Consider the following 22,713-nt stretch of genomic DNA (forward strand, 5'->3'; position numbering starts at 1 on the left):
CAGGCAATAGAAGCTAATTTTAAAAACAATGCAAATAAGTATAATATCCTACATCTGGCATTACATGGAGAGGTAGATAATGAACACCCTGAGTATTCTAAGCTCTATTTTACCAAAAACAAAGATACGATAGAGGATAATCTGTTGTATGGGCATGAGTTATTTGCATTAGATATTCCCGCAGAGCTTACCGTGCTTAGTGCTTGTAATACAGGTACGGGTAAGATTGCCAAAGGAGAAGGGATTATGAGTTTGGGCAATGCGTTTCAATATGCAGGAACCAAAAGTTTATTGCTCACCAGCTGGGAGGTTTCTGATCAGACTACCCCTGAATTGATGAAATATTTTTACACCTATCTCAAATCAGGAATGAATAAAGGCAAGGCACTACAGCAAGCTAAGTTGCAATATCTGGCAACTGCCAATATTAATAGAACAGCTCCTTTTTATTGGGCAGGGTTTTATCTCGTAGGAGATACTGCACCTATGCATTTTGAGCAGAGGACTGTATGGTATTGGGTACTTGCAGCGTCAATAGTGATCTTGATATCAGGACTATTTTGGTATAGAAAGAAGTATAAAATATAAAACCGAAAAATTATAAAGTGAAAACGAGTTTTTGAATATCGAACACCCAATACTGAACACCGAATGTTGAAGTTTCTCAATACTAATTACTCAATTCTCACTACTAAATATAAAAATGTAAAATGATACAATGAAAAAGAGTTTTTGAATATCGAAGACCCAATATCAAAAAATGTCATTAATTGTTTACTTTAGTATCGTAGAATATATACCATGATATTAGTTACAGGAGCAACAGGATTAGTAGGCACACATTTATTAGTTAAACTTGTTCAGGAAAAAAAACAGGTTCGTGCACTTTATAGAACCGAAACCAAAAAGGAACACGCCAAAAAAGTATTTTCTTCTTACTTTGCCAAAGAAGCGCAACATCTATTTGATACTATTCAGTGGGTTCATACTAATATCAACGATGTACCCTCTTTAACCGAAGCTTTTGAAGGAATAACACATGTGTATCATTGTGCGGCTGTCATTAGTTTTAACCCTTCTGATTACAAAAAATTACGAAAAGTAAATATTGAAGGTACTGCCAATGTGGTCAATCTATGCTTATCTAACAATGTAGAAAAGTTATGCTATGTAAGCTCAATCGCCACCTTGGGAGACAATCTGACAAATACAGCTATTAACGAAAAATCAGAATGGAACCCTGAAGTATCTAATTCTGTGTATGCGATTACAAAATATGGTGCAGAAATGGAGGTTTGGAGAGGTGTACAGGAAGGATTAAATGCCGTAATTGTAAATCCTGGAATTATCATAGGCCCAGGTTTTTTTGAAGGAGGTAGTGGATACCTCTTTAAAAGAATTTATAACGGGATGAACTACTACACCACAGGAACTACAGGGTATATAGCAATACAAGATGTTATCGATATTATGCATAGGCTAATGCAAGGTTCACAAACTCATCAACGTTATATTCTGGTAGGGGAAAACCTAAGCTACAAAAGTGCATTTACTATGATTGCCAAGGCTCTAAACAAACCAGCACCAAAAAAGAAAGCATCTCCGCTATTAATGAAGATTGCTTACTATCTGCAACGTATTGGACACCTACTTTTTAGAACAAACCAGTCCATATTTAAATCATCAATACGAAGTGCTTTTTCTACAAAACATTATAACAGTGATAAGATAACCAAAGAGTTATCTTACAATTTCACCTCAATAGAAAAAAGTATCAACGAAACTGCTTCTTATTTTCTAAAGGAGAATTAATTATTTTTTTCCCTTTTTGATAATAAAACAGGTTTCTCTTTAAGCTTTAATGAATCTTTTATTTTAGCAATAGAATCTTGTCTTTTTTTTATAGAATCCTCTTCTTTTTTAAGCTTTTCATACAATGTTACTCCTTCTTCCAAATTAACCTTTACACGTGCAAAAATCGCCTTATACTCATCAAATTGAGAGGAGTACCATGCATTATTTTGTGCAAAAACTACACTATCAACCCCGTGTTTTTGCAATATATAAGCTTGGGGGTTGATATTTTTTTCTTCAAACTTTTTTCTATGTGAACTTTTGGCAGCTTTGACAAAAGCAATATCTGTAAAAATATCAACCATACAATCTTCTCCCACCAATGTTTCTGGCATAGGAGGTCTATCTATACTCTGACAGGATATAACTATCAAAAAAACACTAATATAGGTTACATATTTTCTCATCTATCAAAGGTTAATCGTTGCGCATGTCTTGTCGCATCATAAAACTTAAAGTTTTTATACACTAGATTTCCATTTACAAAAGTATGGGTAATTCTTGATCTAAAGGTAGTCCCCTCAAAAGGTGACCATCCACATTTACAAGCAATATTATCTTTATTTACAGTCCAAGGCGCATTGATATCAACTAGTACTGCATCTGCATAATAGCCTTCTTTTATATACCCTCTTTTTTCTACTTGAAATAATATAGCAGGATTGTGACACATTTTCTCAACAATTTTTTCCATACTTATTTTTCCCTGATGATAAAGCTCAAGCATTGCAGGAAGTGCATGTTGTACCAAAGGTCCTCCAGAAGGTGCTTTGGTATATACATTGTCTTTTTCTTCTATAGTATGAGGCGCATGATCTGTTGCCACCACATCTATTTTATCATTGAGCAATGCAGCAAGTAGTGCATCTCTGTCTTTTGCAGTTTTTACAGCAGGATTCCATTTGATCAATGTTCCTTTCTCGGCGTAATCAGCATCAGAAAACCACAAATGGTGAATACAAACTTCTGCTGTTATTTTTTTATCTTTAAGCGGTATTTTATTTGTAAATAATTCTAGCTCTTTGGCTGTAGAAAGATGAAAAACATGTAATCGTGCCCCAGTCTTTTTTGCCAATGCTACTGCTTGTGATGATGATAAGTAACAAGCTTCTTCACTTCTGATAATAGGATGAAATTCTACAGGAATATCATCACCATATTTTGCTTTATATATCGCCGTGTTATCTTTGATTGTCTGCTCATCCTCACAATGTACTGCTATCAATAAATCTGTAGATGCAAATATTTTCTCTAGTACTTCTGGGTTATCAACCAACATATTTCCTGTTGATGATCCCAGAAAAAGTTTAAGCGCTGCTACTTTTTTTGGATCTACTTTTAGAATCTCTTCCAAATTATCGTTGGTTCCTCCAAACATAAAAGAGTAGTTTGCATAACTAGTTTTTGCAGCGATATCAAACTTTTCTTCCAGCTTTTCTACCGTAGTCGTTTGTGGCACTGTATTCGGCATTTCTATAAAAGAAGTAATTCCTCCTGCTATAGCGGCTCTTGATTCTGTTTCTATAGTAGCTTTATGAGTTAATCCTGGTTCTCTAAAATGAACCTGATCATCTATCACTCCTGGCAATAAATATTTTCCTTCAGCATCAAAAATGTGTACATCTGGTGACTTTGCACTTATCTGCGGTGCTATTTCTTTAAAAACACCGTGCTCTATATACACATCTCCATTAAAAACCTTTCCTTCATTGACAATATTGGCATTTTTAATCAACACACTATCCATAATCATATTTCGTAACTATTAAACAAACTATTAATTTTCATTTTTACAACTCCAAAAACAGCTTCAGAAATAATTCCTTTGCTCATTTTTGAAGTTCCCCTTGTTCTATCTGTAAAGATGACGGGAATTTCTTTTATTTTAAATTTTAGTAAATACGCTTTAAATTTCATTTCTATCTGAAAAGCATACCCTACAAACTTTATTTTATTCAGATTTATTTTCTCTAATACCTCTCTTTTATAACAGATAAATCCAGCAGTTGTGTCATGAATATCCATTCCTGTAATAAAACGAACATATCTTGATGCTCCCCAAGACAGTAATACTCTACTCATTGGCCAATTCACCACATTTACTCCAGTAACATATCTTGATCCAATAGCCACATCAGCAGATCCTTTGGCACACGCATTATACAACCTAATAAGGTCATTAGGGTTATGAGAAAAATCGGCATCCATCTCAAAAACATATGTATAGGATCGCTCTAATGCCCACTTAAAACCAGCTATATATGCAGTTCCTAACCCTGATTTTTCTTCTCGCTCCATTAAAAAAAGAGCATCTTTATACTCTAATTGCAATCCCTTTACTTTATCAGCGGTCTTATCTGGCGAATTATCATCCACAATAAGAATATGAAAATTACGCTGTAGCGAAAACACATTTTTTACAATACGTTCCACATTTTCAATCTCGTTGTATGTAGGGATTATGACTACGGCATCAACCATCTAGGCTATTTTTCAGGCAAATATAACTAAATAATTACTAGATATTTTCTTGTTTTTATCAGTTAATTGATTGTAATTTTACCCCCGAAATAGCTTATGGATTTTATTACCAGAGAAATAACACATATAAATTGGCTTACGATTCTTATCGTAATATGTCTTTTATTGTTGGCAATAGCCAAGAGAGTCAATTCACTTAGGTTTTCTGATTTTATGATGCTTTTAAGTAATAACAAGTATATTATCTCTCATCAAAAACCAAATAAACTCTCTTCTTGGTTCAATGCTATTCTTTTATTATTTCAAATTGCATCTGTCTCTTTATTCATCTTTTTATGCTTTAATGTGTTTGAGTGGCAAGTCATCCCAAATCAAATCACCCTATATTTTAAGATCACTATCATCTATACTGTAGTTGTTATTTGCAAATTACTTATAGAAAAAATTATTGCTACAATTTTCTCTATTGATTCTATAATTGACGAATATTTGTTTTATAAAGTATCTTATCGTAACTTTATGGGTGTCATTTTATTACCTACAAACATCTTATTTATTTATGCGTTACAACCTTCAAAAATCGCATTTATAATATTGTTAATTTTACTAGTTGTTTTAAATACAATTGTACTGTTTTCTTTTTATAAGAAAAACGAAAATATTATTTTAAACCATATGTTTTATTTTATTTTGTATCTTTGCGCACTTGAAATCGCACCTTATTTCATACTATATAAGCTTATTAGTTAATAGTAGGACCTTTACAAAAAAGAAAGAAAATTTATGAAAGTGAAAACAATTTTGGTCTCACAGCCGGAGCCTAAAGTGGAGAATTCACCTTATTTTGATTTAGAAGAAAAGGAAAAAGTAAAAATTGACTTTATCCCCTTCATTCATGTAGAGGGAGTTGATGCAAAAGAAGTAAGATTGCAGAAAGTGGATTTATCTAACTATACTGCCATTATTCTTACCAGTCGAAATTCTGTTGATCATTTCTTTAGAATAGCAGACGAAATGCGCTTCAAAGTACCAGATACGCTCAAATATTTTTGTCAAAGTGAAGCTGTAGCATATTATCTACAGAAATATGTTGTTTACCGAAAAAGAAAAATCTATGTTGGTAAACGTACATTTCAGGAGTTATCTCCATTGATTAAAAAATATAAAAACGAAAAGTTCTTATTACCGTCTTCTGACAAGTTAAAACCTCTAATTCCTGAAACACTGGATAGTTTGAAAGTGAATTGGAAACAAGCTGTGTTTTACAAAACAGTGGTAAGTGACCTTTCTGGCCTAAGAGATGTATTTTATGATATCTTGGTATTTTTTAGCCCATCGGGAATACAATCTTTGTTCGAAAACTTCCCTGATTTTAAACAAAATGATACAAGAATTGCTGTTTTTGGAAACTCAACCGTAAGAGCTGCCGAAGAACACAATCTAGTTGTTAATATTCAGGCACCAACACCCGAGACTCCATCAATGACTATGGCGCTCCAAAAATATATCAAAGAAGTAAACAAAAAATAAATTCACACTATCATCTAGTACTAATTTATTATTAAAACATACGTAAAAAAAGAGAGTCCTGAATAAAATATTCGGGACTCTCTTTTTTGATATACTAGTATGCTTTACTAGAAAGAATATCTCTGAGGGCCTCCTCTTCGAATTTCTTCATTTGCATATGATTCGAATTTCTTAAAATTCTCTCTAAATGCATTTGTTAACTTAAACGCAGTTGTATAATATGCTTCATCATCATTCCAGGTTGCTCTTGGACTAAGAACCGTTGTAGGTACTCCTGGGCACTCTCTAGGTTGTGCTACTCCAAAAACAGAGTGGATATGATAATTATCATAAGAATACGACCCTAAATCACCGTTTAGTACAGCTTGGATCATAGCTCTTGTGTATTTTAATTTAATTCGTGTCCCTACACCATAAGGGCCACCTGTCCAACCAGTATTTACCAACCAAACATTTACTCCTGTATCATTCATTTTATTGATCAACATCTCTGCATATTTAGCAGGATGCAATGGCATAAACGGCGCTCCAAAACAAGCAGAAAATGACGGTGTAGGCTCTACTACTCCCGCTTCTGTTCCCGCTACTTTTGCGGTATACCCTGAAATAAAATGATACGCAGCTTGACTTGGTGTTAACTTAGAGATCGGGGGTATTACTCCAAATGCATCTGCTGTTAAAAAGAATATATTCTTAGGATTCTCTCCGATAGAAGGCTCCTTAATATTCTCTATATGATGAATTGGGTAACTTACTCTTGTATTTTGAGTAATTGAAGTATCTGCATAATCTACTTCTCCCTTATCATTTAGGATTACATTTTCTAGGATCGCTCCTTTTTTGATAGCTCCATATATTTCAGGTTCTTTCTCAGAAGATAAATCTATCACCTTGGCATAGCAACCTCCTTCAAAATTGAATATGGTATTTTCTTTGGTCCACCCATGCTCATCATCACCAATCAATTTACGATTAGGATCTGTAGACAAGGTTGTTTTACCTGTTCCTGAAAGCCCAAAAAAGATAGCAGTATCTCCTTCTTCTCCTACATTGGCAGAACAATGCATAGGAAGCGAATCTTTATCTACAGGAAGTATAAAATTAAGTGCGGAAAAAATTCCTTTCTTAATCTCTCCTGTATAACCAGTACCTCCGATAAGAGCTATTTTTTTGGTGAAATTTAAAATCGCAAAATTATGTTGACGGGTTCCATCTACAGATGGATCTGCCATAAATCCTGGCGCATTAATGATAGTCCACTCAGGATCAAAATCTTTCAATTCTTCCTCTGTTGGTCTCAAAAACATGTTATACGCAAACATATTAGACCATGCATATTCATTTATCACTCTTATATTAAGACGATATTTAGGGTCGGAACACGCATAACTGTCACGAACGAATATTTCTTTTCCAGAAAGATAGTTGGTTACTTTATCATACAATGCATCAAATGCATTGGACTCAAAAGGGATATTGATATCCCCCCACCATATCTTATCTTTTGTAATATCATCTTTAACAATAAATCGATCCATTGGGGAACGCCCAGTAAATTCGCCGGTATTTATTGCCAACGCGCCTGATGCGGTAATTTTTCCCTGATCTTTTTGCACTACTTCATCCTGAAGCTCATCAGGAGATAGTTGGTAGCGCATGGTAGCATTTTCAATACCGTAATGCTTTAACGAAAACGTTTTCGTAGTTGGATACAGTCGTTCCATAGAAATATGTGGTGTTTGTTATGTATGGCAAAATTATAAATAATAATTACACTATCCGACAAAAAAATCACTTAATCTTCATCAATGAAATTATAAGAAAAACCCATCCGAAAATCAATAACAATCCTCCCAAAGGTGTAATAAAACCAATACTTGACAATGATACTCCAAAAATCTCATCGATCACCAAAAGATATATTGATCCCGAAAAAAGAATAATCCCTCCAATAAAAAAGTAAAAAATACGTTTCCTCTTAACTTCTTGCAAGACAGTCATGTTTCCTAAAATGATACATACAATTGCATGATACATCTGATATCGTACTCCTGTTGTAAAAGAATCAATACTAGCTGCATCTACATGCTTCTCTAATCCATGAGCTCCAAAAGCTCCTAAAAGTACTGCTATCAACCCTGCAATAGCTCCTGTGATCAAAATTGTTTTGTTTTCTGATATTTTGTTCATAATTGATTATATCAAATATTATTTTTAAAGAATTAAACACATTATTCAAAAAAATATAAGCAATACCTCATAATTGACATCCAACTTTTTACGGTATTTACTACATTCGTATCAAAGTTATCAAAATATCAGAAGGTATGCGAAAGATATTAGTCATTGGTGCAGGTAAATCTACCGCTGTTTTAATCAAATATTTTCAAGACAAGTCTATTTCAGAAAATTTACAGATCACCATAGGAGATATTTCTGTTGAAAATGCAAAAAAACTAGCGGGTACTCACTCAAATACCCACGCTATACTTTTGGATGTTTTTGATCAAAATTCAAGAGAAAAAGCGATTCAAGAGGCAGATATTGTTGTATCAATGTTACCTGCTCGTTTTCATATTGAAGTTGCCAAAGATTGCTTAAAGTTTGATAAATGCATGGTTACAGCTTCATATGTAAGCGCTGAAATGCAAGAACTTGATCCAGAAGTTCGCAAAAAAGGACTCATTTTTATGAATGAAATTGGCGTTGACCCTGGTATTGATCATATGAGTGCCATGCAGGTTATTGATCGCATAAGAAATCAAGGTGGTAAGATTGTTTTATTTGAATCCTTTACAGGAGGTTTGGTTGCCCCCGAAAGCGATACTAATTTATGGAACTATAAGTTTACATGGAATCCTCGTAATGTAGTAGTAGCAGGGCAAGGAGGGGCTGCAGAATTTCTACAAGAAGGAACCTATAAGTACATCCCGTATCATAAATTGTTTAGACGAACAGAATTTCTAGAAGTTGATGGCTATGGGCGTTTTGAAGCTTATGCCAATAGGAACTCTTTAAAGTATCAAAACATATACGGACTAGATAATATCTTGACTTTATATCGGGGAACTATTAGAAGAATAGGGTTCTCTAGAGCCTGGAATACTTTTGTACAGCTTGGTATGACTGCTGATGATTATAAGATGATTAATTCTGAGCATATGAGTTATCGAGATTTTACGAATTCTTTTCTGGCATATTCTCCTTCTGACTCAGTAGAACTCAAACTTCGTCATTATCTAAAAATTGATCAGGATGATATTATGTGGGATAAACTTTTAGAACTTGATCTTTTTAATCCAAATAAAAAAATTGGCATTCCAAATGCTACTCCTGCTCAAGCACTTCAAAAGGTATTAATGGATAGCTGGTCCCTTGATAAAGGGGATAAGGATATGATTGTGATGTACCACAAATTTGGTTATGAACTCAATGGCAAACACAAGCAAATAGATGCTACTATGGTAAGCATAGGAGAAGACCAAATGTATACTGCAATGGCAAAAACAGTGGGACTACCTGTTGCAATGGCTACTTTGCGCATTCTTAACAAACAGATTACAAGTACTGGAGTACAAATCCCTATCCAAGAAGAGGTATACACCCCTATCCTTAAAGAGCTTGAAGAGTATGGTATTGTTTTTAATGAAAAAGAATGTGATTACCTAGGGTATAATCCTGATGGTGTAAAAGGATAAATAACAAATTGAATATAATTTTTTACCTCATTATTTCATAATTCTCTGAAATCATCTATTCAGTTATTATATTTAAACCATATATAAATCTTATATTTCAATTTTAAACACTAAACCATATTTTTAATTGTCAAATGTAACTTTATATAAACATGAAAAATCAAAATAGCGGCTTAAAAATTGACGGTATCGACAAAGAGATTTTGCGTAATCTCATGGAGGATGCGAGAAGGCCTATTTTGGAAATTGCCAGAAAAGTTGGTATATCAGGTGCCGCGATTCATCAAAGACTCCGTAAACTAGAAGCTTCTGGTCTTATTGCTGGATCAAAATTTATTATAGACCCCAAAGTATTAGGATATAAAACGATGGCTTTTGTAGGTGTATATCTTGACAAAGCGGTAAGCAACCCTAAAGCGGTAAGGCAGTTACGAGAAATTCCTGAGGTGATTGAGTGTCATTACACTACAGGAAATTGGTCTATTTTTATTAAAATACTATGTAGAGATAATGAGCATTTAATGAATGTACTAAATAAAAACATTCAAGCCATAGAAGGGATATCCCGCACAGAAACTTTTATCTCTCTAGATCAACAAATTGATCGACAAATAAAGATATGATGCAAAAAAAATAGGCTTATATAACAAAATACACAAGCCTATTTTTTTATCTGTTTTTTTTAGTTTCTTCTACCCATGAAGATAGAGATAAAATATAATAATGTTGCCAAAGACCCTAATGCAGCAACTACATAAGTTCTTGCCGCCCATTTTAGCGCATCTTTAGCTCCTGCATGTTCTTGAGGGGTTAACATATTATTGTTTTCTAACCATGCCAATGCTCTGTTACTAGCATCATATTCTACTGGTAACGTAATGAATGCAAACAGGGTGGTCACTCCAAACAAAAGTATTCCTATTAAGAAAATAGTGTTTCCAAATATCATTCCTGAAGCAGAAAGCACAAGTCCTCCCATAATTACCATATTAGATAACTTACTCGCTATACCTACAGCAGGTACAATCTTTGACCTCATTGTCAACCAACTATATGCAGTAGCATGTTGTACAGCGTGGCCACATTCATGCGCTGCAACAGCCGCCGCCGCCGCATTGCGTTGACTATACACCCCTTCACTTAAATTTACTGTCTTATTTGCAGGGTTGTAATGATCTGTTAACATTCCAGGTGTAGAAACCACCTGTACATCTCTAATTCCATTATCCTGCAACATTTTTGTAGCAATCTCTGCACCACTCATGCCATTTTGCAAGCTAATCTTAGAGTATTTCTTGAATTTACTTTTGAGCTTATTACTTACAAATGTGCTCACCAGAAATATGATTCCTGCAATGATATAATATCCCATCATAACAATATACTTTTTTTAACTGATATCATTTACAAAATAAAATTACTGTAATAAAAACGTCTTTCTTTTTCAATAATTTCAAATCATAATTGATATGATTTACAATTTTATGTCATAAAATACAAAAACCTCGCCATTTTGCGAGGTTTTTGATTAAATAAACTTGAGTTAGCCAATAAATCGAGTTTAATTCAAATATATTTCTACATCTTTTAAAGGAAGGTCAAAAGCTTCTGATATTGCAGGATATACAATATCTCCGTTTATAACATTCAATCCTTTTTTAAGAGGTTCATTTTCTTTACATGCTTTTTTCCAACCTTTATTTGCTAGTTGTACTGCGTATGGCAAAGTGACATTAGTTAATGCCAAAGTTGACGTATATGGTACTGCTCCTGGCATATTTGCTACAGAATAATGTACTACATCATCAATAATATACACAGGCTCTTCATGAGTGGTTGGTTTTGTAGTTTCAAAACAACCTCCCTGATCTACTGCTACATCAACAATCACTGTTCCTGGGCGCATATCTTTAAGCATATCTCTTGTAATTAATTTTGGTGCTTTTGCTCCAGGAATTAGAACTCCACCAATAATTAAATCAGAATCTTTTATATGCTTACGAATATTATATTCATTTGAGAATTCAGTTTTCACATTTGCGGCCATCACATCATCCAAGTAACGCAATCTCTTCATACTGATATCAAGAATTGTAACATCAGCTCCCATTCCTGCAGCCATTTTTGCTGCTTGCGTACCTACTACTCCGCCACCTAACACAAGTACTTTAGCAGGAGGAACACCTGGTACACCACCAAGAAGAACTCCTCTTCCTTTTAGTGGTTTTTCTAGAAATTTAGCACCTTGCAAAGTAGACATACGTCCTGCAACTTCACTCATTGGAGTTAATAATGGTAAGCTACGGTCAAAATCTTCAACAGTTTCATAAGAAACACAAACAGATCCACTTGCCATCATCGCTTTTGTTAATGCTTCTTCTGATGCAAAATGAAAGTATGTAAATACAAGTTGATCTTTTTTGATCAATGCATATTCTGGTTCAATAGGTTCTTTTACCTTAATAATCATTTCAGCAGTACTATATACTTCTTCGATTGTAGGTAATATTTTTGCTCCAGCATTGATATATTCTTCATCTTCAAAACCACTTTGAAGCCCAGCATTACGCTGTATGAAAACAGTATGACCATGCTTAACGAGTTCCATTGTTCCAGCAGGAGTTACACCTACTCTATTCTCGTTATTTTTGATTTCTTTGGGTACACCAATTATCATATTCTTAATTTTTGGCCGAAAATAAATGTTTTTACCAAAAAAAGCAATAAAAGAGGGTTAAAAAATACCTTATCAATAATCACTACAACATACTGATAACGAAACCACAAGAAGAAAACCCAGTCTGTTATTGTGAGTCAGTATACTTATACTTAAAAAACAGTAGTAGAAAAATCGAAATAATGGTTATTACATTTGCAGAAATAATTGGCCAACTATCAATCATAAAGCCATAGATCAACCAACATAACACTCCTGAACCAAAAATAAATAACATAGAAAGAGATAGGCCTTCTGCCGATTTTGTTTTCCAAGTTTTATATACTTGTGGTAAAAATGAAGCTGTCGTTAATATAGCGGCTATATATCCTATAAGTTCTATTGGGTTGATCATAAAGCAAAATTTTATTATATCTTGAGAATATCAAAAAGGGCATTCCTTTTATCGGATGCCCTATATAATTCGATGTCTTTTTATATGAGACTACCCTACAATATTGATAATTTTGCCAGGTACTACAATTACTTTTTTAGGCTCACGACCTGCAAGTTGTTGCTTTGTTTTTTCATGTGCCATCACTGCTGCTTCTATTTCATCCTTGCTCAAATCCAATGAAAGCTCCATAGTAAATCGTGTTTTTCCATTAAACGAAATCGGATATTTCTTTACACTTTCTACTAGATGTTTCTCTTCAAAAACAGGAAATGCTGCCGTAGCTATTGATCCACTATGCCCTAATCTTTGCCAGAATTCTTCTGCAATATGTGGTGCATATGGTGATATTAATATTGCTAAAGGCTCTAGTATTGCTCGTGCGGTACATTTTTGGGCTGTTAATTCATTTACAGCAATCATAAAGGTACTTACAGATGTATTGAACGAGAAGTTCTCGATATCTTCTTCTACCTTCTTAATGGTCTTATGTAGTGTTTTTAAATCTTCTTTTGTAGGTTCTGTATCGGTTACTGCAAAATCATCACCGTTATGATATAGCTTCCATAATTTTTTGAGAAAAGAAGAAACTCCTGTAATCCCAGCAGTATTCCATGGTTTTGCCTGCTCTAATGGCCCAAGGAACATTTCATATAAACGCAAGGTATCTGCCCCATAATCATTACAAATATCATCTGGATTAACAACATTAAACCAACGTTTTGACATTTTTTCTACTTCTCTACCTACAATATATTTTCCTTCTTCAAGTTCAAAATCGGCATCTTTAAACTGCGGTTGCCACTTTTTTAATCCTTCTATATCAAGTTCATCAGAATTATTGATCAAACTGACATCAATACGAAGTTCTTCTGTATCATGCTGATCTTTTAATCCTTTTGTTACATATGTATTGGTACCGCTTACCCTATATACTATAGCACTTGTACCCAAAATCATTCCTTGATTAATCAACTTCTTAAAAGGCTCATCTACCCCAATGTACGATCTATCTTTTAAGAATTTTGTCCAGAATCTTGAATATAATAAATGACCTGTGGCATGCTCACTACCCCCAATATATAAATCAACATTCTCCCAATATTGCAACGCTTCCGCGGAAGCGAATTCTTTATCATTACCAGCATCCATATATCTAAACAAATACCATGAACTCCCTGCCCATCCTGGCATTGTATTGAGTTCTAACGGAAAAATACTGGTGTTATTTATCTGATCATTGGATACAACCTTGTTATTTTCTGTATCCCAAGCCCAAACATCGGCACGACCTAATGGTGGCTCTCCTGTTTCTGTAGGTAAATATTTTTCGACTTCTGGTAATTGTATAGGTAGGTGTGCTACTTCTATCATCTGTGGCATTCCATCTACATAATATACTGGAAATGGCTCTCCCCAATAGCGTTGACGACTAAATACTGCATCACGAAGTCTGTAATTGGTTTTTCCTGCTCCTTGTTCTAGCTTTTCTAATTCATAGATAGCTGTTTTGGTTGCTTTTTTATAGGATAATCCATTTAAGAAATCAGAATTTGCAATAATTGTTTTTTCCTTATCAGCAAAAGCTTCTTGAGAAATATCTATTCCTTCAAAAATATTGGTAATAGGAATATCAAAATGTTTTGCAAAATCATAATCACGCTGATCTCCACATGGCACTGCCATTACCGCACCAGTACCATATCCCGCCAATACATAGTCACCGATCCAGATTGGCACAGGTTCTTTGGTAAATGGGTGTTCTGCATAGGCACCAGTAAAGACGCCACTTATCGTTTTTACATCTGCCATACGCTCACGCTCACTACGCTTGGCTGTAGCCTCGATATAGGCTTCAATTTCAGATTTCTGCCCTGGAGTAGTAATTTTTTGTACCAAATCATGTTCTGGAGCTAATGTCATAAACGTAACTCCAAAAATGGTATCTGGTCGTGTTGTAAATACTTCTATTACCTCCTCATGTCCTTTGACATTGAATGTGACACCCGCACCTACAGATTTTCCGATCCAGTTGCGTTGTGATTCTTTGAGGGCATCTGTCCAGTCTATCCTATCTAATCCTTGTAGCAATCGCTCTGCATAGGCAGAGATTCTCATACTCCATTGTGTCATTTTCTTACGAATCACAGGATATCCTCCTCGCTCAGAAACACCATTTACAATCTCATCATTGGCCAATACTGTTCCTAATTTGGGACACCAGTTTACTTCTGTTTCTGCCAGATATGTCAATCTGTATTTTAAAAAGATCTGCTGCTTTTCTTTGGTAGTATATTTATTCCAATCCTCGGCAGTAAATACAGGAGTCTCCTCATCACATACCGCATTTACTTTTGTATTTCCTTCTGTAGCAAAAAGAGATTCCAACTCATTAATATCCCTTGCTTTATCTTGATTCTTATCATACCATGAATTAAAAAGCTCCACAAAAATCCATTGTGTCCATTTGAAATATTCTGGATTACTGGTACGAACCTCGCGATCCCAATCAAACGAGAAGCCTATTTTATCTAGTTGCTCACGATAGCGAGCTATATTTTCTTTGGTAGTTATAGATGGGTGTTGCCCTGTCTGAATCGCGTATTGCTCTGCTGGCAATCCAAAAGAATCATATCCTTGAGGGTGTAATACATTGAATCCTTTATGGCGCTTATATCGTGCATAGATATCACTAGCAATATACCCCAGCGGATGCCCAACATGTAATCCTGCTCCTGATGGGTATGGAAACATATCCAACACATAGTACTTTTCTTTAGCACTGTTGTCCTCTGCTCTAAAGGTTTTATTCTCTGCCCAGTATTTTTGCCATTTGGCTTCAATAGTATTAAAATCGTAACTCATCTATCTGAAATTAAGACCGCAAATTTACTAAAACCTTCAAGATAGCACAGTAACATCTTCTAATTAATTATTTGCCTGGCAGTAAAAAGTTATTTATCTCATTTTTGATGCAAAAAGGTATTTTAAAGAAGTAAAAAGTAGCTTCGAAGTAGCTTTTTGGTTAAAATTTTAAGCTTTTAGGTTCTTTCTAAAAGCTATAAGGTGTTTTTATGAAACTATTTTATTCTATTTTCGTGCTTTGAGCTCCATAGGCAACAAACAACTGTAGATAAAAGTATTGGTAGGTGTAGAGACTTTTAATCGTTTTCCTTCTTTAACTATATATCCATTAAAATTTTCTAATTCTGAAGGTCTTCCTTCTATAATATCTCGTTGTGTAGAAGCTGTAGCTTCATAAGGTTGCTTACTTATAAAAGCAAGAACTTTATCTATGATATCTTTTGGTAAAGAAATCCTTTTGGCAACTCCAATATCATATATTTCTCTTGCTGTTTGGTGTAAAATGTGACGTGTTTCTATAGTCTCATACATTTCTCCAATAGTAGCGCGAGTAAGCGCCCCCAAACCACTCACTGTAGCTATAAACATAAATTTGCCCCAGATAGCTGCTTTGATATCTTGTGATATGGTGTTATTGAATCCTGCGGTATCAAATACTTTTTTTATTGTTTGCAGTCGATCTGTTTTTCTTGCATCTAATTCTCCAAAAACAACCTCTGGTGGGTGCCCAAAATGAGATATAACTCCAGGTGCTTCTATCTTACTATATATTCTACACAATCCCCCTAATACATGTTTTGCCCCTAGTACAGCACCTACTTTTTCTGCATTGTCAGCTCCGTTTTGTAGCGGAATCACTACTGTATCTTCTTTAAGTATAGGTTTGATCATTGTTGCTGCTTCTGTAACTTGCCATGATTTTGTACAGATTAATACCAAGTCTGCTTTATCTACACTTGCTATAGTATGGGTTGCCAAATGAGGGTGTGTTATAAAATCTCCTTCTATACTCTTAACTTGTAATCCATTTTTTTGGATTGCTTCTAGGTGTTTTCCTCTGGCAATCAAAGTAACTTTCTGTCCAGAGTTGGCTATTTTTCCTCCAAAATATCCTCCTACTCCTCCTATTCCTATAATGACTGTATGCATAAGATCAATGTATTTACTCACTAGGTGAGATTTTAATGCTTCGAAGCTTGCCTCGAAATTAAAGGTTTATTTCAAATAAATACTTCGTGGGCTTAGCCCGAGGTAGTTTATTCTATTTTTTTTTGCAATTCAAAAACAAAAATGACTTATTTATCAAATCTAATGAATCCAAATCAGAACTGGTATAATTGAATAACAAAAGGAGTGCTTGATAACAAACACTCCTTTTTTTTGCATTGCTTAGGTTAAGCAAAGCTCAATTTGGAACAAAGGAAAGGATTCTTCTTTATTTTATTAAGTATATCCAGTAATCAACAGCTACTCTGCCTGCTTCAATTGCAGAAAGAGCTCCATTCCAGGTTCTTTTCTCAAGAGATGGCCCTACCGTTCTATTACTTTCATCAACAAAACTATTATGCCTGTCGATATCTACCCATTTCTTTTTACTTGCATCATATTCATAAACAATAGAGCGTTTTCCTCCGTTTGATATATCAGAATTGGGAAAGCATTTATCATCACATTCTCCTACTTCTGATACTACTCTAAAGCGCTCTCCTATAGCTGATCTCACATTAAAATCTATCACTTCTCCTGAGGCAATTTCTCTTTTCCCACCATATAAAGGGTAGTAATCTTTTGTAGTATGCTCTATACCATACCCCCATTTTATTTTCTTAGCTGTCTTATACCAAGATCCTAGAGCTGCATCGTATTTTTCTACATATAATCGCCCGAAAAGTTCTGCTCCTGATGTACCGTGATCTGACCCTTGATGTAAAGAAACATTGGTGGGATCTATTCTTATTTTCTCATATTCTACCAAATCACAATTTTTGACTGTATATGCTATATTTTGAATGATATTAAAAGTTCTGTTTCCGAACACATAATTCACTTTATACGAGATTGGATATCCAGGATTTTGTCGTGATACATTTGCTCCTTTTGCCAAAAACCCTACAACTCCTTCCAAATCATTTGCCAGAGCAGATAATGAGGATGAAATACCTGACTCAGGATTACCGCCAAGTTGTTTCACTTTTACATTAGCGCTCTCAAAAATCTCTTTATATCTAGTAGACACACTAGCATTAGCACTTCCTATTCCTTTATATGCAAATTTCAAGGCTGCTTCTACTTCTAGTGCACTTGCATCAGATTCATAGATCATTGTATACAACCTTCCATAAGATACAGATTCTATATAAGAAGATGGGTTTGCCTGATCAACTGGAACATCCTTATAATCTGTCACATAATTAGTAAGCCTCTCTGGAGAAACATCTTCTTTTAGCCACCCATATTGACCTATTATATTCTCTTTTGGAGTAACAGAAGCGGTAAAAAACTGTTGCTTAAGTGTAACAGCAAATCGAGTTTTCTGTTTATTAAAATCAACTCCCATTTTACCTGATAGATTGACACTTGGACCTGAGTACCCTGCTTTTAAGGCTACTTGCAATTGTTTCTCGCTATGTATTCTTTCTATAGACACTTCAAAACTTGCAGGAAAACTGGCATTACTTTCGTAATATTTATTTAGGATTTCATTTAAGTTATCTTGTACTTTTCCTGGTGTTGGAGCTTCTACTTTTCTATAGGTTGAAGAGGATGTTCCCGACAAAACATTGACTCTCAATTCTACCGGATTTCTGCTTTGTCCATAAATTGGGATAGATACTGGCGCTCCTTCTTGTATTGTTCTTGATGCCAAAAGATTACCTGGCCATAGCAATGAGCTGTTTGGATCCAGAAGAAAAAAATCTGAGTCACTTTGATCAAAAGAGACGTCTTTGGTAACACAATTCTCTTCTACCAAACTTTTTTTGGCATTACTTTCTTTATTTCCTTCAGTAATTACCAAATGACTAATACCATCTGGAAGATCCTCACTAAGATACTGAGCTTTTGGCTCAGATTGATTTACAGACACATCATTTAATGTATCATCATTTTGACAAGATACTAGTATTGCCAGGGCAAAACCCAATAGAGTAATGTTTCTACATTTCATATATATAATTTAAATTTTTAAAATAATTCAGTTCTAGGATAGAATTTACGCGGTAGAATGTTATTGGTTTTATTTAAAAAATCAATAATAAAAACCTTTATTCATTGGTATGTCATTTCTATAGAAAACATCGTAATTATAGAAAGATGTTTTACTCCTATAGGCTTAATTGATACATCCTATTACTCAAAAACTCACATCCTTTTTATCAGACTTCTAATACAAAGGCGACTAGTATACCTCAATGGTTAATCCCATTTTTAGTATTAAAATCTAGCCACAAATATAACTTAAATTCTTTTCTCAACCATTCATTACAAAGCTCTTGAACCTTATTCTGTAACTATTTTAACACTTTATAAAAGGAAGTAAAATGCATTCCAAAAACTTAAAAACAATACTATCAAGCATTTAATAGTTCGAAAATTTTTATATCGTTTTTACTTTACGGTTTAACCACAATAAAGTGATTTGAAAATTGCTTGCAAAAAACATGAACTTTAACATCAAAATGTTAAATAATGTGAATTTTGATACCTGATACAATAGACCTATTTCTGAATCTATATTAGACCATTTGTTTACTTTCTAAATAAATCTAAACACGATTATTTCTAAGTATACGTTATTTATACAGCAAAGTCTATTATTAGGTAAAATAAAAAAACTCACCTTGTTGGACTGATCTTGTTTTGATTCCTCTTATTTCAAAACACATTTGTATTTTGAAATAGGAGTCTCGCTAAACTTTATTATTTTTACCACAAAATCAGATTATTTATGAGTTCTTCTTTTGAAAAATACCAAAAACGACGACTAATTTCTTCTTATTTCTCTGTAGTCATTAGTATTTCTCTGGTATTATTCTTACTGGGCTTATTAGGTTTACTAGTTCTAAACACTAAAAAAGTAGCCGATCATTTTAAAGAAAAAATTGCGCTCACCATCTATCTGAAAGATACTGCTAAAGATGTTGAGATTAAACAATTAGAAAAAACATTGGCTCTGGCAGAATATACCAAATCAACTACTTTTATTTCTAAGGAAAAGGCTGCCGAGGAACACAGTAAAGATATTGGTGAAAATTTCATGGATTTTCTGGGGTATAATCCTCTACAAAACTCAATAGATGTGTATCTGAAAGCTGATTTTGTAGATCAGGCCAAAATCGAAGAAATAAATGCTACTATCATAAAAAAAGACTTTGTAGATGAAGTTATTTATGACAAACCTTTGATCTCATTACTTAATGACAACATCAAACGCATTAGTTTTTGGGTATTATTGATTAGTGGTGTTTTTACATTTATTGCTGTATTACTGATTAATAGTTCTATTCGCTTATCGGTATACTCAAAGAGGTTTATCATTAAAACTATGCAAATGGTAGGTGCTACAAAAAAGTTTATTCGCAGGCCTTTTGTATGGAAAAGTGTGCGACTAGGAATGATAGGTGCTATTGTAGCTTTAATGGGGGTTGGTATTGTATTGTATTATCTAGATAAAACTTTTCCTGAATTAGCATTATTAAACGATAAGATTTTACTTATCATTCTTTTTGCTGGAGTTTTTGGGATTGGTATACTTATTACATGGATTAGTACTTTTTTTGCTACACAACGCTTCCTGAATTTGAGAACAGACGAATTATACTATTAATCTATGGGACCATTTGAATGGAATCTTGACCCAGAAATCACACAACTATTCGGGGTTTTTCCTATAAAATACTACGGACTTTTTTTTGTGACTGGTATCTTGCTGGCGTATCAAATTGCAAAACACATCTTTAGTGCAGAAAAAAGACCTTTGGAACAATTAGAAAAATTGTCTTCTTATCTTATTGTAGGAATATTGGTTGGTATGAGATTAGGGCATTGTTTGTTTTATGATTTTGAGTATTATTCTGAGCATATTCTGGAAATTTTTGTTCCTTTTCAAATTATTAATGGAACCTGGCATTTTACAGGGTTTACGGGATTAGCAAGTCATGGAGGTAGTCTTGGCGCAATTATAGCTATTTTTTTATTTTCTAGAAAATACAAAGCTTCTATTCTTTGGGTACTAGACCATATTGCTATTGTAACCCCAATTGTTGGAGCATGGATACGATTAGGGAATTTTATGAATTCTGAAATTTACGGAAAACCAACCCACGGTAATTACGGTGTTATATTCATGCGTGATGACATGATCCCCAGACATCCTACACAACTATACGAAGCTTTTTCTTATCTACTTATTTTTGGCTTATTATGGTATTTGTATAAAAAGACACAACTAGCAAAACAACAAGGGTTTTTATTTGGAGTATTACTATCTGTATTATTTTTGGCTCGCCTTATCATTGAATTTTTTAAAGAGAATCAAGTTTCTTTTGAAGATAGTATGACGCTTAATATGGGACAACTATTAAGTATTCCTTTTATACTTGCTGGTATCCTATTTATTATATACAGTAAAAGAAAACCAAAAACCGAAGTTTTATAATTATGGGTAAAATTGGTAAAATATACCTCTCGTTTATTTTTGTACTCTTTGTCATATTTATGATCGCTGTTGTACAAACTTTTCGCCCTGTACGCAATGTACAGCCAGAAGATGTTATGAAGATTGAAGGAGTCGTAACAGATATACAGGAAGGCTCTGGGTTTGATATTCTAATTACCTTAAAAAATGACGCGCATTATTACTATATCAATAGAGGAATACAGTATGGTCTCACACTTGATCAACTACGTTCTGATATCCTTAACAAAACAGTTACGTTGTATGGTATAAAAAGATGGACTATATTTACCCGAGATAAAAACATGGGGCACATATCCAAGTTGACGATAGATGATGTCGTATTATTTAATGAAATTAACAACGATACACATGAAAAAACAATCAAATAATAATATATCTCCTAAACCAGATTTTGTTTTCAGAAAGAAAAATTATGTGGTCATGGCCATTGGATTGGCTGTAATTGCTCTAGGATTTATTCTTATGGCAGGAGGAGGAAGCGATGATCCTAATGTTTTTAATCCTGAGATTTACAATTTCAGAAGAATTAGATTGGCTCCTACCATTATTTTAATTGGTTTTGGTATCGAGGTATATGCCATTTTACTCAATCCTGATAAGAAGAAAAAACAGTAATTCGACATTTTATTTTGAGGTAGTTATATATTTGCATCAAAATTAAAAACACTATATCCTACTATGGAAACTATTGATGCGATTATCCTTGGGATAATACAAGGGCTTACTGAGTTTTTACCTGTTTCTTCCAGCGGTCATTTAGAGCTGGGTAAAGCTATTTTAGGAGACAACAGTATCCCTGAAGAATCTCTTCTTTTTACAGTTATTCTTCATTTTGCTACCGCACTTAGTACTATAGTCGTTTTTAGAAAAGATATATGGGTACTTATTAAGGGGTTACTACAATTCAAAAAAAACGAAGAATCTATATTTTCTCTTAAAATTATTATCTCTATGATTCCTGCTGTTCTGGTAGGATTATTTTTTGAAGAACAATTAGAAAAACTTTTTGGAAGTAATGTAATGTTTGTTGGTTTTATGTTGCTTATTACAGCTGCATTACTTTGGTTTGCTGATAAAGCAAAAAGCACCCGAAAACCAGTAAGTACCTCTAATGCTTTTGTCATTGGTATTGCACAAGCTATCGCTATGTTACCAGGGATTTCTAGAAGTGGTGCCACTATATCTACCTCTGTTCTATTAGGAAATGATAAAACAAAAGCGGCTCGATTTTCTTTCTTAATGGTAATTCCTCTAATTTTTGGTAAAATCGCAAAAGACCTGTTAAGCGGTGATCTTATTTTTTCATCAGAAAACAGCATTCCTTTGGCAGTAGGCTTTATCGCTGCATTTGTATCAGGCCTCTTTGCATGCACATGGATGATTTCTCTTGTAAAAAAGAGTAAGTTAACTTATTTTGCCGTATATTGTATCATTGTTGGCTTATTAGCCATCAGCTTTGGTTTTATCAAATAGCCCC

The 22,713-nt window shown here is 34.0% G+C and carries 22 protein-coding genes; 11 read left to right on the plus strand and 11 right to left on the minus strand.

Features of this window, described 5'->3' with window-relative positions; translation table 11 throughout:
• A partial coding sequence (locus DG508_RS07590; RefSeq protein ID WP_159090745.1) for a CHAT domain-containing protein occupies window positions 1-588 on the plus strand: 588 nt, incomplete at its 5' end.
• 213 nt (window positions 589-801) lie between these two features.
• Complete coding sequence (locus tag DG508_RS07595; RefSeq protein WP_108867571.1) at window positions 802-1,812, plus strand: NAD-dependent epimerase/dehydratase family protein; 1,011 nt, start codon at window positions 802-804, stop codon at window positions 1,810-1,812.
• On the opposite strand, the gene DG508_RS07600 is transcribed toward DG508_RS07595, so the two are convergent.
• From DG508_RS07600 to DG508_RS07610, 3 genes are read right to left on the minus strand one after another with little or no spacing between them, the layout of a single operon-like run.
• Window positions 1,809-2,261: a DUF4296 domain-containing protein gene (locus DG508_RS07600; RefSeq protein WP_108867572.1), complete on the minus strand. Its 453-nt coding sequence runs from the start codon at window positions 2,259-2,261 to the stop codon at window positions 1,809-1,811. The two genes, DG508_RS07595 and DG508_RS07600, sit on opposite strands and share 4 nt — an antisense overlap.
• Window positions 2,258-3,601: a dihydroorotase gene (locus tag DG508_RS07605; RefSeq protein WP_108867573.1), complete on the minus strand. Its 1,344-nt coding sequence runs from the start codon at window positions 3,599-3,601 to the stop codon at window positions 2,258-2,260. The genes DG508_RS07600 and DG508_RS07605 overlap by 4 nt, the downstream gene beginning before the upstream one ends.
• A gap of 2 nt (window positions 3,602-3,603) precedes the next feature.
• The gene (locus DG508_RS07610) at window positions 3,604-4,335 is read right to left on the minus strand and encodes a polyprenol monophosphomannose synthase (protein WP_108867574.1); all 732 of its coding nucleotides are present in this window, start codon (window positions 4,333-4,335) and stop codon (window positions 3,604-3,606) included.
• A gap of 96 nt (window positions 4,336-4,431) precedes the next feature.
• Between DG508_RS07610 and DG508_RS07615 the strand changes: the two genes are divergently transcribed.
• Entirely contained in the window at window positions 4,432-5,085 is a 654-nt protein-coding gene (locus DG508_RS07615; RefSeq protein WP_108867575.1) for a DUF4271 domain-containing protein, read from the plus strand.
• Between the two features lie 33 nt (window positions 5,086-5,118).
• Window positions 5,119-5,865, plus strand: coding sequence for a uroporphyrinogen-III synthase (locus tag DG508_RS07620; protein WP_108867576.1), 747 nt, complete (start codon window positions 5,119-5,121; stop codon window positions 5,863-5,865).
• Window positions 5,866-5,972: 107 nt separating this feature from the next.
• Here the strand turns inward: DG508_RS07620 and pckA are convergent, their stop codons facing one another.
• Together pckA and DG508_RS07630 are read right to left on the minus strand one after the other, a co-directional pair.
• On the minus strand, window positions 5,973-7,589 hold the full coding sequence (gene pckA, locus DG508_RS07625) for a phosphoenolpyruvate carboxykinase (ATP) (protein ID WP_108867577.1): 1,617 nt from the start codon (window positions 7,587-7,589) through the stop codon (window positions 5,973-5,975).
• A 67-nt stretch (window positions 7,590-7,656) separates the two neighbouring features.
• Window positions 7,657-8,055 (minus strand): DUF423 domain-containing protein, encoded by a 399-nt coding sequence (locus tag DG508_RS07630; RefSeq protein WP_108867578.1) that lies wholly within the window; start codon window positions 8,053-8,055, stop codon window positions 7,657-7,659.
• 137 nt (window positions 8,056-8,192) lie between these two features.
• Between DG508_RS07630 and DG508_RS07635 the strand changes: the two genes are divergently transcribed.
• Both DG508_RS07635 and DG508_RS07640 read left to right on the plus strand, forming a co-directional pair.
• On the plus strand, window positions 8,193-9,563 hold the full coding sequence (locus DG508_RS07635) for a saccharopine dehydrogenase family protein (RefSeq protein ID WP_108867579.1): 1,371 nt from the start codon (window positions 8,193-8,195) through the stop codon (window positions 9,561-9,563).
• Between the two features lie 152 nt (window positions 9,564-9,715).
• Window positions 9,716-10,186, plus strand: a complete 471-nt coding sequence (locus tag DG508_RS07640; RefSeq protein WP_108867580.1) for an Lrp/AsnC ligand binding domain-containing protein — start codon at window positions 9,716-9,718, stop codon at window positions 10,184-10,186.
• 59 nt (window positions 10,187-10,245) lie between these two features.
• Here DG508_RS07640 and DG508_RS07645 read toward each other — a convergent pair whose 3' ends face one another.
• The 6 genes from DG508_RS07645 to DG508_RS07670 form a co-directional block, all read right to left on the minus strand.
• Window positions 10,246-10,938 (minus strand): zinc metallopeptidase, encoded by a 693-nt coding sequence (locus tag DG508_RS07645; protein ID WP_108867581.1) that lies wholly within the window; start codon window positions 10,936-10,938, stop codon window positions 10,246-10,248.
• Between the two features lie 186 nt (window positions 10,939-11,124).
• Window positions 11,125-12,240, minus strand: coding sequence for an alanine dehydrogenase (gene ald, locus DG508_RS07650; protein ID WP_108867582.1), 1,116 nt, complete (start codon window positions 12,238-12,240; stop codon window positions 11,125-11,127).
• A 127-nt stretch (window positions 12,241-12,367) separates the two neighbouring features.
• Window positions 12,368-12,634, minus strand: a complete 267-nt coding sequence (locus DG508_RS07655) for a SemiSWEET family sugar transporter (protein ID WP_199912766.1) — start codon at window positions 12,632-12,634, stop codon at window positions 12,368-12,370.
• A gap of 90 nt (window positions 12,635-12,724) precedes the next feature.
• On the minus strand, window positions 12,725-15,538 hold the full coding sequence (leuS, locus tag DG508_RS07660; protein WP_108867583.1) for a leucine--tRNA ligase: 2,814 nt from the start codon (window positions 15,536-15,538) through the stop codon (window positions 12,725-12,727).
• A 225-nt stretch (window positions 15,539-15,763) separates the two neighbouring features.
• Window positions 15,764-16,687, minus strand: coding sequence for a ketopantoate reductase family protein (locus DG508_RS07665; RefSeq protein ID WP_108867584.1), 924 nt, complete (start codon window positions 16,685-16,687; stop codon window positions 15,764-15,766).
• Between the two features lie 286 nt (window positions 16,688-16,973).
• A complete protein-coding gene (locus tag DG508_RS07670) occupies window positions 16,974-18,704 on the minus strand; it encodes a thiol-activated cytolysin family protein (protein ID WP_108867585.1) in 1,731 nt (576 codons plus the stop codon).
• A gap of 780 nt (window positions 18,705-19,484) precedes the next feature.
• Between DG508_RS07670 and DG508_RS07675 the strand changes: the two genes are divergently transcribed.
• From DG508_RS07675 to DG508_RS07695, 5 genes are all read left to right on the plus strand, one after another.
• Window positions 19,485-20,363 carry a cell division protein FtsX gene (locus tag DG508_RS07675; protein ID WP_108867586.1) on the plus strand — a complete coding sequence of 293 codons (879 nt, stop codon included), beginning with the start codon at window positions 19,485-19,487 and terminating at the stop codon, window positions 20,361-20,363.
• A 3-nt stretch (window positions 20,364-20,366) separates the two neighbouring features.
• Window positions 20,367-21,194, plus strand: coding sequence for a prolipoprotein diacylglyceryl transferase (gene lgt / locus DG508_RS07680; RefSeq protein WP_108867587.1), 828 nt, complete (start codon window positions 20,367-20,369; stop codon window positions 21,192-21,194).
• Between the two features lie 2 nt (window positions 21,195-21,196).
• The gene (locus DG508_RS07685) at window positions 21,197-21,604 is read left to right on the plus strand and encodes a hypothetical protein (protein ID WP_108867588.1); all 408 of its coding nucleotides are present in this window, start codon (window positions 21,197-21,199) and stop codon (window positions 21,602-21,604) included.
• On the plus strand, window positions 21,585-21,851 hold the full coding sequence (locus DG508_RS07690; protein WP_108867589.1) for a DUF3098 domain-containing protein: 267 nt from the start codon (window positions 21,585-21,587) through the stop codon (window positions 21,849-21,851). Before DG508_RS07685 ends, DG508_RS07690 begins: the two co-directional genes overlap by 20 nt.
• A gap of 63 nt (window positions 21,852-21,914) precedes the next feature.
• Complete coding sequence (locus tag DG508_RS07695; protein ID WP_108867590.1) at window positions 21,915-22,709, plus strand: undecaprenyl-diphosphate phosphatase; 795 nt, start codon at window positions 21,915-21,917, stop codon at window positions 22,707-22,709.
• Window positions 22,710-22,713: the final 4 nt, after the last annotated feature.

Origin of the sequence: Aquimarina aquimarini (assembly GCF_900299535.1) — a bacterium.
GTDB classification, from domain to species: Bacteria; Bacteroidota; Bacteroidia; order Flavobacteriales; family Flavobacteriaceae; genus Aquimarina; species Aquimarina aquimarini.

What these genes read in the sequence shown, in the direction of transcription:
- DG508_RS07595 (WP_108867571.1), top strand. Translation starts at nt 802, where the DNA reads ATGATATTAGTTACAGGAGCAACAGGATTAGTAGGCACACATTTATTA.
- DG508_RS07600 (WP_108867572.1), bottom strand. Translation starts at nt 2,261, where the DNA reads ATGAGAAAATATGTAACCTATATTAGTGTTTTTTTGATAGTTATATCC.
- DG508_RS07605 (WP_108867573.1), bottom strand. Translation starts at nt 3,601, where the DNA reads ATGGATAGTGTGTTGATTAAAAATGCCAATATTGTCAATGAAGGAAAG.
- DG508_RS07610 (WP_108867574.1), bottom strand. Translation starts at nt 4,335, where the DNA reads ATGGTTGATGCCGTAGTCATAATCCCTACATACAACGAGATTGAAAAT.
- DG508_RS07615 (WP_108867575.1), top strand. Translation starts at nt 4,432, where the DNA reads ATGGATTTTATTACCAGAGAAATAACACATATAAATTGGCTTACGATT.
- DG508_RS07620 (WP_108867576.1), top strand. Translation starts at nt 5,119, where the DNA reads ATGAAAGTGAAAACAATTTTGGTCTCACAGCCGGAGCCTAAAGTGGAG.
- pckA (WP_108867577.1), bottom strand. Translation starts at nt 7,589, where the DNA reads ATGGAACGACTGTATCCAACTACGAAAACGTTTTCGTTAAAGCATTAC.
- DG508_RS07630 (WP_108867578.1), bottom strand. Translation starts at nt 8,055, where the DNA reads ATGAACAAAATATCAGAAAACAAAACAATTTTGATCACAGGAGCTATT.
- DG508_RS07635 (WP_108867579.1), top strand. Translation starts at nt 8,193, where the DNA reads ATGCGAAAGATATTAGTCATTGGTGCAGGTAAATCTACCGCTGTTTTA.
- DG508_RS07640 (WP_108867580.1), top strand. Translation starts at nt 9,716, where the DNA reads ATGAAAAATCAAAATAGCGGCTTAAAAATTGACGGTATCGACAAAGAG.
- DG508_RS07645 (WP_108867581.1), bottom strand. Translation starts at nt 10,938, where the DNA reads ATGATGGGATATTATATCATTGCAGGAATCATATTTCTGGTGAGCACA.
- ald (WP_108867582.1), bottom strand. Translation starts at nt 12,240, where the DNA reads ATGATAATTGGTGTACCCAAAGAAATCAAAAATAACGAGAATAGAGTA.
- DG508_RS07655 (WP_199912766.1), bottom strand. Translation starts at nt 12,634, where the DNA reads ATGATCAACCCAATAGAACTTATAGGATATATAGCCGCTATATTAACG.
- leuS (WP_108867583.1), bottom strand. Translation starts at nt 15,538, where the DNA reads ATGAGTTACGATTTTAATACTATTGAAGCCAAATGGCAAAAATACTGG.
- DG508_RS07665 (WP_108867584.1), bottom strand. Translation starts at nt 16,687, where the DNA reads ATGCATACAGTCATTATAGGAATAGGAGGAGTAGGAGGATATTTTGGA.
- DG508_RS07670 (WP_108867585.1), bottom strand. Translation starts at nt 18,704, where the DNA reads ATGAAATGTAGAAACATTACTCTATTGGGTTTTGCCCTGGCAATACTA.
- DG508_RS07675 (WP_108867586.1), top strand. Translation starts at nt 19,485, where the DNA reads ATGAGTTCTTCTTTTGAAAAATACCAAAAACGACGACTAATTTCTTCT.
- lgt (WP_108867587.1), top strand. Translation starts at nt 20,367, where the DNA reads ATGGGACCATTTGAATGGAATCTTGACCCAGAAATCACACAACTATTC.
- DG508_RS07685 (WP_108867588.1), top strand. Translation starts at nt 21,197, where the DNA reads ATGGGTAAAATTGGTAAAATATACCTCTCGTTTATTTTTGTACTCTTT.
- DG508_RS07690 (WP_108867589.1), top strand. Translation starts at nt 21,585, where the DNA reads ATGAAAAAACAATCAAATAATAATATATCTCCTAAACCAGATTTTGTT.
- DG508_RS07695 (WP_108867590.1), top strand. Translation starts at nt 21,915, where the DNA reads ATGGAAACTATTGATGCGATTATCCTTGGGATAATACAAGGGCTTACT.